The 15288-nt window shown below is 66.2% G+C and carries 12 protein-coding genes; 2 read left to right on the top strand and 10 right to left on the bottom strand.

Annotated elements, in window-relative coordinates; translation table 11 throughout:
• Positions 1–8: 8 nt before the first annotated feature.
• Both xrtQ and AYB31_RS13980 read right to left on the bottom strand, forming a co-directional pair.
• Complete coding sequence (gene xrtQ / locus AYB31_RS21890; protein WP_068829308.1) at positions 9–1361, bottom strand: exosortase Q; 1353 nt, start codon at positions 1359–1361, stop codon at positions 9–11.
• On the bottom strand, positions 1351–3348 hold the full coding sequence (locus AYB31_RS13980; protein WP_068829307.1) for a VIT and vWA domain-containing protein: 1998 nt from the start codon (positions 3346–3348) through the stop codon (positions 1351–1353). Before AYB31_RS13980 ends, xrtQ begins: the two co-directional genes overlap by 11 nt.
• A gap of 161 nt (positions 3349–3509) precedes the next feature.
• Here AYB31_RS13980 and AYB31_RS13975 point away from each other — a divergent pair, with 161 nt between their 5' ends.
• Positions 3510–5162: a diguanylate cyclase domain-containing protein gene (locus tag AYB31_RS13975; RefSeq protein WP_068829306.1), complete on the top strand. Its 1653-nt coding sequence runs from the start codon at positions 3510–3512 to the stop codon at positions 5160–5162.
• Between the two features lies 1 nt (position 5163).
• Here AYB31_RS13975 and AYB31_RS13970 read toward each other — a convergent pair whose 3' ends face one another.
• The 5 genes from AYB31_RS13970 to AYB31_RS13950 all read right to left on the bottom strand — a co-directional run bounded on the left by AYB31_RS13970 (position 5164) and on the right by AYB31_RS13950 (position 10616).
• A complete protein-coding gene (locus AYB31_RS13970; protein WP_068829305.1) occupies positions 5164–6828 on the bottom strand; it encodes a GMC family oxidoreductase in 1665 nt (554 codons plus the stop codon).
• Positions 6829–6912: 84 nt separating this feature from the next.
• Positions 6913–7656, bottom strand: coding sequence for a tellurite resistance TerB family protein (locus AYB31_RS13965; RefSeq protein ID WP_068829304.1), 744 nt, complete (start codon positions 7654–7656; stop codon positions 6913–6915).
• A gap of 125 nt (positions 7657–7781) precedes the next feature.
• Positions 7782–8219 (bottom strand): nucleoside deaminase, encoded by a 438-nt coding sequence (locus tag AYB31_RS13960; RefSeq protein WP_068829303.1) that lies wholly within the window; start codon positions 8217–8219, stop codon positions 7782–7784.
• A gap of 55 nt (positions 8220–8274) precedes the next feature.
• Positions 8275–10005, bottom strand: coding sequence for a single-stranded-DNA-specific exonuclease RecJ (gene recJ / locus AYB31_RS13955; RefSeq protein ID WP_068829302.1), 1731 nt, complete (start codon positions 10003–10005; stop codon positions 8275–8277).
• Between the two features lie 71 nt (positions 10006–10076).
• Positions 10077–10616 (bottom strand): YaeQ family protein, encoded by a 540-nt coding sequence (locus AYB31_RS13950; RefSeq protein ID WP_068829301.1) that lies wholly within the window; start codon positions 10614–10616, stop codon positions 10077–10079.
• A 199-nt stretch (positions 10617–10815) separates the two neighbouring features.
• Here AYB31_RS13950 and AYB31_RS13945 point away from each other — a divergent pair, with 199 nt between their 5' ends.
• Positions 10816–12534, top strand: coding sequence for a hypothetical protein (locus AYB31_RS13945; protein ID WP_068829300.1), 1719 nt, complete (start codon positions 10816–10818; stop codon positions 12532–12534).
• Between the two features lie 7 nt (positions 12535–12541).
• On the opposite strand, the gene gtfA is transcribed toward AYB31_RS13945, so the two are convergent.
• The 3 genes from gtfA to AYB31_RS13930 all read right to left on the bottom strand — a co-directional run bounded on the left by gtfA (position 12542) and on the right by AYB31_RS13930 (position 15274).
• Complete coding sequence (gtfA, locus tag AYB31_RS13940; protein ID WP_068829299.1) at positions 12542–13984, bottom strand: sucrose phosphorylase; 1443 nt, start codon at positions 13982–13984, stop codon at positions 12542–12544.
• A 99-nt stretch (positions 13985–14083) separates the two neighbouring features.
• Entirely contained in the window at positions 14084–14776 is a 693-nt protein-coding gene (locus AYB31_RS13935; protein WP_068829298.1) for a phospholipase D-like domain-containing protein, read from the bottom strand.
• Positions 14777–15274, bottom strand: a complete 498-nt coding sequence (locus tag AYB31_RS13930; protein WP_068829474.1) for a rhomboid family intramembrane serine protease — start codon at positions 15272–15274, stop codon at positions 14777–14779.
• Between the last annotated feature and the right edge of the window lie 14 nt (positions 15275–15288).

The raw sequence follows: 15288 nt of genomic DNA, 5'->3' as shown, positions 1-15288 counted from the left end.
GCAGTCTATCAAGGCAACGCCTGCACCGTGGTCACCGCCAGCCAGGGGCCCGAGGAATCGCCCGCCAGGGCGCTCCAGTACCAGGCCGAATGGTCGCTGAAGCTGCGCCCCCCGGAGTCCTCGATAAATTCGCAGACTCGCAAGCGCTCATCTCCGCTGGTGGCGACAAAGCAGCGCTGCAGGCCCGCGCCCTCCTCGCGTCGTTCCAGGGCAATCGCCTGGATTCGGTAGCCCAACCCGCGAAAACAATCCGCTGCCGGATGCAGCAGGCGTGTCGGACGCCGCACATGGCGCAGGCTGAGCACCCGTTGGCCATCGCTGAAACGGCCTATGGCACCGGGAAACTGCGCGGCGAAACGCTGCTCCACCGCCGACAGTGCCAGCGGTCGCAGCTGCCGACCGGCGAAATGCTGCGGCCACTCCAGCGCCAACACGGGCGCGACCGGCGCCGGCTGCGCCCGTGGCAGCAGCGGCCAAGCGGCAAGCACGACGAACAGCGCCAGCAGCCCGACCTGAAACGGCGTTGCCAGCACCTGCGCCCGATACGCCTGCCGCGGTACGGGGCGCTGCGCGCCTACCCCAGGGCCCGCCACCAGTCGCAACACCAGCAGGCAGACCAGGGCAAACACCGCCAGGCCGATCACTTCATGCAACCAGGCCGGCCCGCCCAGGCGACCGGTTTCCAGCAGCACCAGCAGGCCATTGCGCAGAATGTTGCCCGCCAGCACCAGCACGCCGAGCAGCGGGATGCGCCGCAGCAGGAGGCGGTCCTCCAGGCGCATCCAGGCGGCCGTGGCGAAGGCGACGAAATAGGCGATCCAGGCCATCTGCACCCCGGAACAGGGCGCGTCGACCATCACCAGCTGGCCATTCACCTCCAGCGCCGTGCCCTGGCGCAGCACCAGCAGGCCCAGGCCACGCAGCAGCCAGACGCTGGCCTCGGCAGTCACCAGGCGCAGCGGATAGCCCAGGTAGAACTGCAGCGACGACAACAGCGGCAATGCCAGCAGGCCCAGGCCGAACCAGGCCAGGCAGGGCTGGCGCGGCTCGCGCAGGGCCATGGCCGCCGCCAGCACCGCCAACACGCCGAGAGCAGCGCGCGGCAGGGTTGGCCACAGTCCCTGGCTGAAGCCGGCCAGGGCACCGAGCAGCCCGCAGGCCAGCAGCCAGCCGAGACGCGGCGTAGCGCGCAGCCCGGAGCGCTCGCGCCACAGGACCAGCAGCAACATGGCCAGCGCGATGATGCCGAAGGGGTCGTCGGAACCATCGCTCAGGCGCTGCGCACTCCACAGCCACAGCGGCCACAACGCCAGCAACGGCAACAGCAGCCAGATGCAGCTCGGCAGGCGCTCAGCGCGCATGGGCGGAACGCCGCGCCAGCCAGGCCATGCCGAGCAGGCCCAGCAACAGCATGCTCCACAGCGGCGGCTCCGGCGTGCTCGGCACCGGGCTACCGATGGCCTGGTGGCTGACGCCCTGCGGCAGGGGCAGCGGCTGCTGGACGCTGGCCGACTCACCCGGACTGGGATTGCGTACCTGCTGGTCCACGGCAATAAAGGAGGTATAGGGGGTCAGCAGGCCGTACTTCAGCCCCAGGTCGAGGATCGCCTGACTGTATTGCGTATCGCCTTCCAGAGTTTCCTGATCGACCAGGCTGGCCACCCGCTGGCGCGCCCACAGATGGCTCAGTGCCTGGCTGCCACGCGCAACCGCGCTCGCCTCGACCAGCACCTCGGCATGGTAGGCGCCGGTGCTGCCATGGCCGTCCACCAGCAGGCGCCCGTGTGGCCTACCGCGCCATTTGCCAAACACCGCCAGGGGACGCTCGGCGAACAGGTCCGGCAATTTTTCCGGGGTCAGGTCATAGACGTCCAGCCCCTCGAAACGCAGACGCGGACTGGCCAGCAGCGGCGCCTCGATCATCTTGCGCAGACGCTCGGCCTCCTCCTCCGCGGAGGCCTCGTCCAGCGCAACGAAGGGCTCGCCCTGGCCGGCCCGGGCCAGCCCCTCGATCAGCTGGCGATTGACCGAACTGCCGATACCGAAGGCGAACAGGTTGGCCTTGTCCAGATTCTCGCGCACCAGCTTGAAGGCATCGCGTTCCACCGTGACAAAGCCATCGGTCACCACCACGAAGCTGCGCGAGCGTTCGGCGTCCACCGGCAGCGCCAGTGCCCGGCGCAGGGCCGGCAGCAGCTCGGTGCCACCGGAGCCCATCTGCGTGTCGAGCATGGCCAGGGCCGTTTCGATATTGGCCGCGCTGGCCGGCTGCGAGCGTTCCGCCAGCAGGCTGCTGCTGCCGGCGAAAAGCATCACATTGAAGCTGTCGGCCGGGCGCAGACCTCCAATCAGTTTGCGCAGCAGCTGTTTGGCAGTATCCAGGGGGAAACCGTGCATGGAGCCGGAAATATCCACCACGAAGATGTACTCGCGCGGCACGATCAGGCTGCTCGGCGCACGCTTGGGCGGCGCCACCAGAGCGAGGAAGAAGTTCTCCTGTTCGCCCTCGCTGAGCAGCACTCCGCTCTCGAAACCGTCGCCGGCCAGGCGGTAATCCAGCACGAAGTCACGGTTGTTCGCGGGGCGCCCGTCGTCGCCCAGGCTCAGGCGCATGCGTTTGTCGTCGAGCACCTCGCGCCGCAGCGGGTGAGTGGGCGAAGCAACGTCGCTCAGGCGGGTTGGTGCCAGCAGCTCGACGCTGAGTTCGAAGTCGCTGCCCGGCGCCGCGCCCTCGCGCAGGTAAGGCGTGGCGATCCAGGCCGAGGCCTTGTGGCTGGGCGTGCCGGCCTGGCCGTTGTAGCGCGGCCCGACCACGGTCGGGTAGACGAAGCGGTAGAGCCCGTCATTGGGCAGCAACAGCTCGGTGTAGCGCAGCTCCACGTCGACCTGGTCGCCGGGCATGATGTTGGCGACATTCATCTGGAATACGTTGTCGCGTTGCTGCTCCAGCAGCGCCGTGGTCTTACCCTCGCCCTTGGCCTGCTGGTACTCCCGCCGCGCCTTCTGCTTCTCGCGAATCTGCGCCTGCAGCAAGCGCTCGCCCAGGCGCACCTGCATGGCATAGACCGCCGCGCGGGTCGAGGCAGGGAACACGTAGCGTGCCTCCAGCGCTCGGCTGCCCAGATTGCGGTAGCGCTGCACCACTCGCACATCGGCCATCATGCCGAGAATGCGCACCTCCACCCGAGTGGACTCCAGGGGTAGGCCATCCACCTGCGGATCGGCGCCTTCGACGACGAAGTAAGGGCTCAGGCTGTGTTCCTGCTCCGCCCTGGCCTCGACCAAGCCCACCAGCATTACCAGGCCGAGCGCCAGGCGGATGCCCTTGCCACAGATTGTCGACCACATACGCACCTCCATCTGCATTCGATGGAGGCATGCTCGGCGCGCAAGATGTGGGGAGTTTGCAGATTGCGTGGGCTTTGTGTGGAATGTTCGAGCCATACCCTGAACTATGCTCAAGGGTGGGTTACCCTCGCCTCCCGTCAAGCATTCGGAGTCGCCGCCACATGCGCACCCCCGCCAGCCTCCGCAGCCGTTTCGCCCTGCTCATCGCCCTGCTGGTCGCGGCGCTGAGCTGGCTGCTCGGCGGCCTGATCGGCCACGACTCCAGCCAGCGCATCCGCGACGAGATCGGCCGCGACCTGGCCGAGACCTCGTTCCAGATGATCGATCGCCTGGATCGCGACATGGCCAGCCGCGCCGACTACCTGCAGGTACTCGGCAGCCTGCGTGCGCTGCGCGAGCCGACCGACCCTGGCGAGATCCGCCGCCTGCTCGACCGCCTGCAGCAGCAAATCCCCAGCATCGCCTGGATCGGTTACACCGATCCGCAAGGCACGGTTCTGGCCTCCAGCAACGGCATTCTCGAAGGCGCCAGCCTGGCTCAGCGCCCGGTCTACCTGGAAGGACGCAAGGGCCTGTTCGTCGGCGACGTACATGAAGCGGTGCTGCTGGCCAAGCTGCTACCCAATCCCAGCGGCGAGGCGATGAAGTTCGTCGATATCAGCCTGGCCACCTATGGCCTGGACGGCGAGCTGAGTGGCGTACTGGCTTCGCACCTGTCCTGGGGCTGGGCCGAAGAAGTGCGCCAGTCCCTGCTGGAGCCCATGCAGCAGCGGCGCAATGTCGAATTTCTGGTCCTCAGCCAGGACCACACGGTGCTGCTCGGCCCCAAGGCGCTGATCGGTCAGATCCTCGACCTGCCGGCCCTTAATCAACCGAACAGCGACAGCAATCACTGGGCGGTGCAGCAGTGGCCGGACGGCCAGGACTACCTCACCGGGTTCGCCGCCAGCCAGGGCCACCAGGGCTATGCCGGCCTGGGCTGGACAGTGGTCGCCCGTCAGCCCCTGGACGAGGCCTACGCCCCGGCGCGCGAGCTGACCCGTAACATCCTGCTCTGGGGTAGCGCACTGGCGCTGCTGTTCGCCGCCATCGGCTGGTTGCTGACCGGCTATTTCACCCGCCCGCTGCGGCAGATCGCCGAAGCAGCGGATCGTCTCAGTGTCGGCGAGATCACGGTGATCCCCGACCTGCACAGCCCCAGCGAGATTGCCGTGCTGAGCCAATCGATCCGCCATCTGGTGGAGAGCCTGACGCACCAGCAGACCGCCCTGGGCATCATGGAGGACCGCGCCCACAGCGACCCGCTGACCGGTCTGCCGAATCGCGCCGCGCTGGAGAAATACCTGCCGCGCATGCAACAGGACGCCAGCGCCAGCCATAGCTGCCTGGCCCTGCTCTATCTCGATCTGGACGGTTTCAAGCCGGTCAACGACCGGTTCGGCCACGCCGCCGGCGACCTGCTGCTACAGGAAGTCGCCAAGCGTCTGCGCGCCTGCCTGCGCGACGGCGACCTGGTGGCGCGCCTGGGCGGCGACGAGTTCCTCATGATCCTGCGCGTATCGGCCAGCGATGCCCTGCCGCAGGCCAGACAGATCGGCGAGCGCGCTCTGCAGGCACTGGCCGAGCCGGTCGAGCTGGGCGAACAGCAGGCGCGAGTCGGCTGCAGCATCGGCGGCGCCTTCTGGCCGCTGGATCACGCCGAGCTGGGCCAGGCGCTGGAGCTGGCCGACCAGGCCCTGTACCGCGCCAAGCACGCCGGCAAGAACCGTGTGGAATTCCAGCGCCCGGAGCTGCCTGACGCCTTGACGTCCTAATTCACGCCGTCCCTGCCGACACCACGCCAGGCGCCGCCGCAACGACGCTGGAGTGACGTGCTGCGGCGTCGGCGAGAATCATCTGCGCGGCCTTCTCCGCGATCACCAGCACCGGCGAGCAGCTGTTGCCGGAAGTCAGCGTCGGCATGATCGAGGCATCGGCAATGCGCAAGCCGGGCACGCCGTGCACGCGCAAACGGCTGTCCACCACCGCCTGGGCCCCCTCGCCCATGGCGCAGGTACCCGCGGGGTGGAAGATGGTGGTGCCGATCTCGCCGGCCGCCCGCTGCAGATCCTCCTCGCTCTGGTAGTCCGCCCCCGGCTTGTATTCCTCCGGGCGAAAACGCGCCAGCGCCGGTGCCGCAACGATGCGCCGGGTCAGGCGAATGGCGTCGGCGGCCACCTTGAGATCGCGCGGGTCGCTCAGGTAATTGGGCTGGATCAGCGGCTTGTCGCGCGCCTCCGCGGAACGAATGGTCACGCTGCCCCGGCTATGCGGGCGCAGGTCGCAGACCGACGCGGTGAAGGCCGGAAAAGCATGCAGCGGCTCGCCGAAACGCTCCAGCGACAGCGGCTGCACGTGGTACTGCAGGTTGGCCCTGGCCTGGCCGGGGTCGGACTTGGCAAAGGCGCCCAGCTGACTCGGCGCCATCGACAGCGGACCGCTGCGCCGCAGCAGGTACTCGACGCCCATGCCCAGCTTGCCCCACAGGCTGCCAGCGATGCGATTCAGGGTCGGCGCCCCGCTGATACGGTAGATAAGGCGCAACTGCAGATGATCCTGCAGATTGCCGCCGCCCCCCGGCAGAGCGTGGTGCACGCCGATGCCCAGACGTTCGAGCAGCTCGCGCGGACCGATGCCGGAACGCTGCAACAGGGTCGGCGAGCCGATTGAGCCGGCGCACAGGATCACCTCGCGGCGGGCGTGCAGCTCGCGGCGCGCGCCCTGCCAGTCCACCAGCAGGCCACTGGCGCGGCCGCCCTGCAGGATCAGGCGCTGCGCCTCGACACCGGTGAGCACGGTCAGGTTAGGGCGCGCCATGATCGGCCGCAGGAAAGCCTTCGAGGCATTCCAGCGCACGCCGCGCCGCTGGTTGACCTGGAAATAACCGCAACCGGCGTTGTCGCCACCATTGAAGTCGTCGACGCTGGGGATACCGCTCTGCGCCGCCGCCTCGCGGAAGGCATCGAGAATCGACCAGGACAGGCGTTGCTGCTCGACCCTCCACTCGCCGCCGGCACCGTGCAGAGCGCTGGCGCCGGCATAGTGGTTCTCCATCTGACGAAACAGCGGCAGCATGTCCTGCCAGCCCCAGCCCGGGCTGCCGGCTGCGGCCCAGCCGTCATAGTCGGCGGCCTGGCCGCGCATGTAGATCATGCCGTTGATCGACGAGCTGCCGCCGAGCACACGGCCACGCGGATACTTCAGGCTGCGACCGTGCAGGCCAGGCACCGCCTCGGTATCGAAGCACCAGTCGGTGCGCGGGTTGCCGATGCAGTACAGGTAGCCGACCGGGATATGGATCCACGGGTAGTTGTCCGGCCCGCCGGCCTCCAGCAACAGCACGCGGTTGGCGGGGTCGGCAGACAGCCGGTTGGCCAGCAGGCAACCGGCAGGGCCGGCGCCGACGATCAGGTAGTCGTAGCAATCCGCAGGTAAAGGCATGGCGTGTCTCGCTCGGACGGTTCTTGTTGTTCTGCCCTTTCGAGCCTAACTGCAGCGACCGTCCAGCGAAACCACCTACGCGACTTAACCCAGTTCCTGGCGCACCTGGGCTTCCAGTTCGGCCTTGAGCGCGGGCTCCAGCTTGAGCTGACGGGCCAGCTCTTCCAGGTAGGCGCGCTCCATGAAATGTTCCTCATCGACCATCAGCACGCTGGCGATGTACATCTCGGCAGCCATTTCCGGAGTACTGGCGGCACGCGCCACTTCCGCCGGGTCCAGCGGCTTGTTCAGCTCGGCATCCAGCCAGCGCAGCAGCTCGGGATCATTGGCCAGCGCACCGATCTGCTCCTCGATCAGCTGGCGCTCCCTGGCATCCACATGACCGTCGGCCTTGGCCGCCGCCACCAGCGCCTTGAGGATGGCCTGGCTGTGCACCTCGGCCTGCGGTGCCGGCAGGCGGTCGACGGTCTGCGGCTCGATCTGCCGCTGCCCGGTGGCGCCCTGCTGCTGGGCCTGCCAGTTGCCGTAAGCCTTGTAGGCGATCACCCCGAGGGCGGCCAGGCCACCGTAGGTGATGACCTTGCTGCCCACCTTGCGCGCACTCTTGTTGCCCAGCAGCAGGCCCAGAGCACCGGCTGCCAGCGCACCACCGCCGGCGCCCTTGAGCAGGGTAGAGAGATCGCCGCCGCCCTTGCCGCCACCGGCCGCGCCACCAGCCATCCCCCCGAGCAGGCCGCCCAGGCCGCCGGACGAAGAGTTGCCGGACTTCTGCTGCAGCAGGTCCTGGCCGGATTTGAGCAGTTGATCGAGCAATCCACGTGTATTCATTCCATCTTCCTCGCACGCATGGTCACTCCATGAAGTGACCGATTCTAGCCGTCGAGGTTGCCAGCGGGCCCGTGGCGCTGTGCTTCCGAATATTGCAGAGAACCAAGAGGCCGCCTTGGCATGCCTTATTCGCCGATATCCTCGTTCCACAGCTCGGGGCGGGCGGCGATGAAGTTCTCCATCAGGTGTACGCACTCGGCATCCTGGAGTACCTCAAGCTGCACGCCGCGTTCGCGCAGCCAGGCCTCCTCGCCCATGAAGGTGCGGTTTTCGCCAATCACCACCCGGGGTATGCCGTACAGCAGGATTGCGCCGCTGCACATGGCGCAGGGCGACAGGGTGGTATAGAGCACTGCATCGCGATAGACGCTGGCGGGCTGGCGCCCGGCGTTCTCGAAGGCATCCATCTCGCCATGGCGGATGGCGCTGCCCTGCTGCACCCGACGATTGTGGCCACGGCCGATGATCACGCCGTTGTGCACGATCACCGAGCCGATGGGGATGCCGCCCTCGGCCAGGCCCTGACGGGCTTCCTCGATAGCGGCTTGCATGAACGGGTCCATAGACACTCCTCGCTGGTTTTGCCCTAAACCCTAGCGCAGAAGTGACCGACAGCGCCTAGCGCGGTGCCAGATGCGCCACCAGCAGCTGCACGCTTTCCTGGCCGCGGTACTCGTTGACGTCCAGCTTGTAGGCCAGCTCGACCCAGCGCAGGTTGGGGTTGGGCCAGATCTCACGGTCGACGTTGAAGGCGATGCCATCCAGGGTCTGGCTGCCGCACTCGGTCTTCAGCACCAGTTTCAGGTGTTTCTCACCCACCACGCGCTGCTGGACGATCTGGAACACGCCGTGGAACAGCGGTTCGGGAAAGTGTTGCCCCCAGGGTCCGGCGTTGCGCAGGGCGCGAGCCAGTTCCAGGTGGAACTCCTCGGCACCGAGCTGGCCGTCGGAAAGCAGGCGACCGGCGAGGTCGTCCTCGCTGAGCTGGCGTCGCACCTCGGCGTCGAAGGCCGCGGCGAAGGCGCCGAAGTTTTCCTGCGGCAACGACAGGCCGGCGGCCATGGCGTGACCGCCGAACTTGCTGATCAGCCCCGGATGCTTGGCCGCCACCGCGTCCAGCGCATCGCGGATATGCAGCCCCGGTACCGAACGCGCGGAGCCCTTGAGCAGGCCGTCACCTGCATCGGCGAAGGCGATGGCCGGGCGGTGGTAGCGCTCCTTGAGGCGCGAGGCGAGGATGCCGATCACGCCCTGGTGCCAGTCCGGTTCGAACAGGCACAGACCGAACGGCAGGCTGTCCAGCGGCAAGTCCTTGAGCTGGGCCAGGGCCTCGCGCTGCATGCCCTGCTCGATGGCCTTGCGATCCTTGTTCAGTTCGTCGAGCTGCTGGGCCATGTCGCGGGCCAGGGCTTCGTCCTCGCACAGCAGGCACTCGATGCCCAGGCTCATGTCGTCCAGGCGCCCCGCGGCATTCAGGCGCGGGCCGAGGATGAAGCCGAGGTCGGTGGAAGTGATGCGCCCGTGCTGGCGGCCAGCCACTTCCAGCACCGCCTTGAGCCCCGGCCGCGCCCGGCCGGCACGAATGCGCGCCAGGCCCTGGTGCACCAGGATGCGGTTGTTGGCATCCAGCGGGACCACGTCGGCCACACTGCCCAGGGCGACCAGGTCGAGCAGCTCGCCCAGATTCGGTTCGGCCGGACGCGGCTCGGCCATGCCCGTGCTGGCGAACCAGCCCAGCTCGCGCAGTCTGGCGCGCAGGGCCAGCAGCACATAGAACATCACCCCGACCCCGGCCATGGCCTTGCTGGGGAACTCGCAGCCAGGCTGGTTGGGGTTGACGATGGCGTCGGCCGCCGGCAGTTCGGGGCCCGGCAGGTGGTGGTCGGTGACCAGTACGCGCAAGCCCGCTGCCTTGGCGGCGGCCACGCCGTCGACGCTGGAGATGCCGTTGTCCACGGTCAGCAGCAGGTCGGGCTGGCGTTCCAGCGCCACGGCGACGATCTCCGGGGTCAGGCCGTAGCCGTATTCGAAGCGGTTCGGCACCAGGTAATCGACATGCGCCGCACCGAGCATACGCAGGCCGAGTACACCAACCGAGCTGGCGGTGGCGCCGTCGGCATCGAAGTCGCCGACGATGAGAATGCGCTGGCGCTGCTGCAGCGCCTCGACCAGCAGCTGCACCGCCGCTTCGATGCCCTTGAGCTGCTGATACGGCAGCAGCCGCGCCAGGCCCTTGTCGAGCTCGGCGGCGGACTGCACACCACGCGCCGCGTACAAGCGGGTCAGCAGCGGCGGCAGTGCGCCCAGGTCGGGCAGAGTTTCGGGTAGAGGGCGAAGATCGATGCGCATGGGTATTCCGGTTGTTCTGCTGGGCTGGACGGCTAGCTACCTCTCCCTGCGGGAAAGGGTAAATCCGGCGTTCAACGCTCGCCGGCCAGCCACTCCAGGGGAATCTCGTGCTGGCCGCGCTCGTCGGTCACGAACAGCTCGCCATCGCTGATCATCACGCTCCAGGTCAGCGAACGCGGCAGGTCGCGGGCCAGCGCTTCCAGCGCCTCCTGCTGCACGGCCACCACATTGATGTTCTTCAGGCTGCGCACGGTGTCGAGCACCTTGGTCTGCCACACGCGCAGGCTGCCGTAGGCGACCAGGCTGAACTTCTCGGTACGCCGCGAGCACCAGGTGATGCGCTCGGCATCCGGTTGGCCGACCTCAATCCAGTGCAGCACGCGGTCGTCCAGGCTCTTCTCCCACAACGCAGGCTCGTCGACATCCGACAGACCGCGACCGAAGGCCAGCTGCTCGTGGTACCACAGCGCATAGGCGATCAGCCGCACGCACAGCCGCTCCTCGGTCTCCGAAGGGTGCTTGGCCACGGTGAAGCGCAGGTTCTCGTAGACATTGCGGTCGATGTCGGTGAGGTTCAGTTCGATCTTGTAAGGCGTGGCTTGCAGGGCCATAGGAGCGGTACCGGCTGGGAAGCGAAGGGGCGCAAGTCTAGCGCGAAAGCCTTCACAGGTGCGGAGCACACGACCGGGCGAGGTTGGCAAATGGCGCAATGCGCGGTTGTCGCATCGCGGCGGGCACCGTATAAGACCGCGCACGCGCTTCTTCATGGTCGAAGGAGCCGACAAGGACTCTAAGCAGGAAAGGACTTCCATGGATATCTTTTTAGTATTCATTTTCATCGTCGTCGTCTTCGCCGTCATCGCAATGACTTCCGAGCCTCCCAAGGATGCTGCAGAGCTGGCGCAGATGCGTCTGCCCGTGCAAGGCAGCCCGGCGCGGATCACCCTGGCAGAAGCCGAGTACATCAACCGCGTCGCCTATTTACAGAACCTCAACCCCGGACTGGCCCTGAGTCTGGCCGAGCGCATGCAAGGCGATGCCTGGCAAATAGCCTGCAGCAGCTTGTGCCCTGACTTACTCATGCAGACCGGCGAAGAACCCGCCCTGCAGTTACTGAGCCGGCTCGACCCGCACCATCGACAGCAAGCCCTGAACGGCATGCTGAATCGACTGATCGAAGCAGGTGAAGAGCAACGCGCACTGGATCTGCTGCAACATTTGGGAGAGGAGCTACCGCAAATTCCGCAAACGCGCATCGCGCTACTGCATGCAAGCGGGCGTGAACAGGAGGCCGAATCCGAACTCCTGCTTCTAGTAGGTGAACAACAAGCGGAAGTCCGTGAACGCCTGACGCTGGCCAGGCTACAGCGTCGCCTCGGCCAGCGGGAGGCAGCCACCATCAGCCTCGAACGTGCCTGGCAGCAAATGCAAGCGGAGCAAACAGACGCCTTGCTGGATGAGCTGATCGAGGAACTGTTCCAGTTAGGCCAGTTCGAGCGCGTGCAACAGATGGCCGAGCAGCTGCCTGCTGAGCAGCATGCGCCCCTGATCTCAGCACTAACCAAAGCGGGTCTGTTCGAACAGGCTAACAGGCTTATCGCCGGCCTGACTCCGTTCGCTCAGAAGCAGGCTCGAGAAGGGTTGCTCGACGCCATGCTGGAGCGCAACCAACTGCGTCTGGCAGAGGAGCTACTGGACGCCTGCGAAGACTCAACACGCTACCCACTGTTGCTGCACTGGGCACAATGGCTGTTGCAACGTGACGACCTGGCTGGCCTGAACGCACTGATCGAAACACGCAGCGCGTCCGACGAAGAGCGCGTCCAACTCTACTTGCTGCTCCCCCATCTCACTCAAACCAACCCGCAGCAGGCGGCGGACCTGCTGCAGCAAGCCGAGCGCTGGTACGAGACGCTGTCGCGGGAGCAGCAACAGGAATGGCACTTCAATTTGCTGGAAGCCAAGCTCAAGCTGCAGAGCCAAATGCCTCCACGTGAACGCACCAGCTACGAGCTGCGCCGCGGGCTGGACGCAATGAGCCGACTGACCCGCGATGAGGATATCGACTGCCATATCAACAAACTCATCCGGCTGGCTCGCCTGCAGCAAAGCCTGGAGCGCCATGAAGACGCCAAAGCCCAGATGAACGAGGCCCTGCAAAAACTACGCGACAACGCGGACGACCTCGACAAGCTGGACTGGGAGCTACTGCTCGACAACATGATCGGTGGCTATATGGACCTTGGCGACTTGGAGCAGGCCCGTGCGTTACACATCGAGCATCAGAGAGCAGCGCCCCTTGATAGCGGCGAGTGGATCAGCAGCCTTCTGCGGCATGACCATCTGGAACTGGCTATCGACTCGCTCAACTATTTCGACCTGCTCCAACCCGAGCCGCCTCTGACCAAGCTAGAGACACGCATAGAGCAACTCGCAGAACAGTCGCCCGAGCGCAGCCAATCCCTCAAAGAGCGCTTGCTGGAGCGCCTGGAGCAACCGAGCTTCTGGGCAAGCAGGCAGCCGGCCTGAGTCGCGTTCAGCAGAACAGCTGTTTAACCTGCTGATCCTCCAGGTCGCTGTAGTCGATGATCGCCTGCGCCGTGCCCAGGTCGACGCACAGCCGGCAGTAATGCTCGCCATGGCGCCAGGCCATGATCACGCTGGCATCGCCGGACTGGTTGAGTTCGAAGCGCCCGTCGAAGGCCGGATGCCTGTTGCGCAAACGCATCAGCGCCAGCAGGCGCTGCACCAACGGTTGCTGCAGAGCCTCTTCGGCTTCCGTCAGGCTGTAGTAGTGACGATTGACGTCACGCGCCTCGCCGCTCGCCTCGCACAGCTCGAAGTCGTTGCAGCCGGCCAGCAGGCCGACGTAGTAGACCTGCGGGATGCCTGGGGTGAAGAACTGGATGGCGCGGGCGGCGATGTAGGCATTCTCGTTGCGCATCAGCGCCTCGAAGAAGGTGCAGGTCAGCTGGTAGATGGCGCCGACGCTGTGCACGTTGACCGCCGAGCGGCGCATGATCGGGTCGGCGCTGCGCGCCGAGACCTCGTCGATGAGGAAGCGGATTTCCGTCTCCGGCAGCATGCTTTCCACATCGGGAATGCAGATGCCGTCGTGGGTATCCAGCACCGTGACCTGGTTGCGCGGGCACATGCGCAGCCACTGCTTGAGGTAGCGGCTGTTGCCGCTGAGAAAGGCATGCAGCACCAGCGGCGGCAGGGCGAAGGCATAGGGCCGCATGTGCCGCCGCGAGATGGCGTACTGGTAGCTGATATGGTCGTGTACTTCGGGCAGCATCTCGGCGCCGTACTTCTCGCCGGTCTCGCGGAACCAGTCAAGGATGCGGTAGACGTCCGGCTCGACCAGGAAGCAGCTGCTGCCGATCTTCTTGGTGGTGTAGCCGAAGGCATCCAGACGGAACAGCTTGACCCCGCGCGCGGCGAGGAAGGCCAGGTAGCGTTCCATCAGCTGGTAGGTCTGTGGCGACTGGTAGTTGAGGTCGATCTGTCGCTCGGTGAAGGTGCACCACACCCGGCAGCGCTCGCCGCTGGCCAGCTGTACCTCGCGAAACGGCTCCTTCTCCTTGCGGATATGGATCTTGGCCAGGTCTTCCAGGGTGATCTCGCCCAGCTCGTCTACCCGCACGAACAACTCGGCATGGGGCGAGGCGTGCCCCTTGGCCAGGAAGTCGAGAAACTCCGGCGACTCGTCGGAAATATGGCTGATCACCAGGTCGACACACAGGTCGAACCGCGCGGAGATGCGCTCGACATCGGCCCAGTTGCCATAGCGCGGATCGACTTCCATATGGGTCAGCGGCGAGAAACCACCATCGGCATTGGACGGGTACAGCGGCAGGATGTGCACGCCACCGAGTGCATCGGCCAGGTGCTCGTCGAGCAACCGGTAGAGACCGGCCAGGTTGCCGCCCAGACGATCCGGATAGGTGATCAACTGCACCGCGTTACGCAACGACATGCGCCCTCCCCCCCCTGACAGTGGCAAACCCCTACCGTCCGTTAAAGCAGGCTGAGCGCTGAGGTCAAGTGAGCACAGGGGGAGTCCTGCGCGGATGGCTCAATGATTGTTGGCGTATCGCACCCACAACTCGTCGAACTGACGGGCGTAAGCCGCCAGCAGCTGAGGGTGGTCGATCACCAGCAGGTTCTCGGCATTGCTGGTGCTGGCACTGCGGGTCCAGTTGAAGCTGCCGCTGAGCAACCACTGACCGTCGAACAGGGCGAACTTGTGGTGCATGTGGTACGGCCCGGCATCGATACGCAATGGCACGCCCTGCCCGCGCAGATAGGCGATGTCGCTGCCTTCGTCATACTGTTTCTCGTTGTCGGTGATCACCCGCACGGCCACACCGCGCTGGTGGCAGGCCAGCACCTCGCTGCTGAGACGATCGTCGGAGATGGTGTAGACGCAGATATCCACCGTCTGCCGCGCCTGGCGGCACAGCTCGCGAATCTTGCGCAGGCATTCTTCGCCCGGACTGAAGTGGGCGCTGGCGACGGCCGGGCGCGGGGGGGTGCTGGCAGCGTCGAGAGTCTTGACCACCTGCTCCAGCCACTTCAGCGCCGCCTGGGCATTGGCCGGCTCCACAACCAGCTCGCGAACCAGGGCGAAGGCGCGGTTGCGCAGATAACGCACCTGATCGGGGCTCAGGTCACTGCCTAGCTGGCGCAGTTCGTCGCGCTCCTCGTTGCTCAGTCGGAGATCGGCCAGGCTGTCGCGCAGCTGCTGGTCGAGGCGTGCGAAATCCATTCAGTTTCTCCTTGAGGTGCGGCTCAGAGCGGCATACAGCACCCCGCACAGGGCACCGGCCAGGTGGTATTCGAACGAGATGCCCTGGCGCGGCAGCAGGCCGAACCACCAGCCGCCATAGTAGAACAGCACCAGCACGGCGATCAGCAGGCTGCCCAGGCTGCGCTCGAACCAGGCACGGCCGAGCAACAGGCCCCACAGGCCGAAGACCCAGCCGCTGGCGCCCAGGTGCATGCCCGTCCGGGCGAACAGCCAGACCAGCACCCCGCTGCCGAGGATGATGAAGGCACTGGCGGCGAGGAACTGGCGCGGCGAGCCGAGCATGGCCAGCCAGCCCAGCAACAGCAGGCCCGGCAGGTTGTTCAGCAGGTGCCACCAGCCGGCATGCAGCCAGGGCGCGAAGAGAATGCCGGGCAGGCTGCCGACATGCCGGGGCAGCACGCCCCAGACATTCAGGGCGTTGCCGCTCAGGCTGTTGATCAGTTGCAGCGCCAGCATCAGCGCGGCAATGC

Origin of the sequence: Pseudomonas sp. BMS12, from assembly GCF_001592875.1 — a bacterium.
Classification (GTDB): domain Bacteria; phylum Pseudomonadota; class Gammaproteobacteria; order Pseudomonadales; family Pseudomonadaceae; genus Aquipseudomonas.
This window is presented reverse-complemented; position numbering and strand designations above follow the sequence as displayed.

Bases quoted from the DNA above. Each gene is read 5' to 3' on its own strand.
- xrtQ (WP_068829308.1), bottom strand. From the start codon at position 1,361: ATGCGCGCTGAGCGCCTGCCGAGCTGCATCTGGCTGCTGTTGCCGTTG.
- AYB31_RS13980 (WP_068829307.1), bottom strand. From the start codon at position 3,348: ATGTGGTCGACAATCTGTGGCAAGGGCATCCGCCTGGCGCTCGGCCTG.
- AYB31_RS13975 (WP_068829306.1), top strand. From the start codon at position 3,510: ATGCGCACCCCCGCCAGCCTCCGCAGCCGTTTCGCCCTGCTCATCGCC.
- AYB31_RS13970 (WP_068829305.1), bottom strand. From the start codon at position 6,828: ATGCCTTTACCTGCGGATTGCTACGACTACCTGATCGTCGGCGCCGGC.
- AYB31_RS13965 (WP_068829304.1), bottom strand. From the start codon at position 7,656: ATGAATACACGTGGATTGCTCGATCAACTGCTCAAATCCGGCCAGGAC.
- AYB31_RS13960 (WP_068829303.1), bottom strand. From the start codon at position 8,219: ATGGACCCGTTCATGCAAGCCGCTATCGAGGAAGCCCGTCAGGGCCTG.
- recJ (WP_068829302.1), bottom strand. From the start codon at position 10,005: ATGCGCATCGATCTTCGCCCTCTACCCGAAACTCTGCCCGACCTGGGC.
- AYB31_RS13950 (WP_068829301.1), bottom strand. From the start codon at position 10,616: ATGGCCCTGCAAGCCACGCCTTACAAGATCGAACTGAACCTCACCGAC.
- AYB31_RS13945 (WP_068829300.1), top strand. From the start codon at position 10,816: ATGGATATCTTTTTAGTATTCATTTTCATCGTCGTCGTCTTCGCCGTC.
- gtfA (WP_068829299.1), bottom strand. From the start codon at position 13,984: ATGTCGTTGCGTAACGCGGTGCAGTTGATCACCTATCCGGATCGTCTG.
- AYB31_RS13935 (WP_068829298.1), bottom strand. From the start codon at position 14,776: ATGGATTTCGCACGCCTCGACCAGCAGCTGCGCGACAGCCTGGCCGAT.
- AYB31_RS13930 (WP_068829474.1), bottom strand. From the start codon at position 15,274: ATGCTGGCGCTGCAACTGATCAACAGCCTGAGCGGCAACGCCCTGAAT.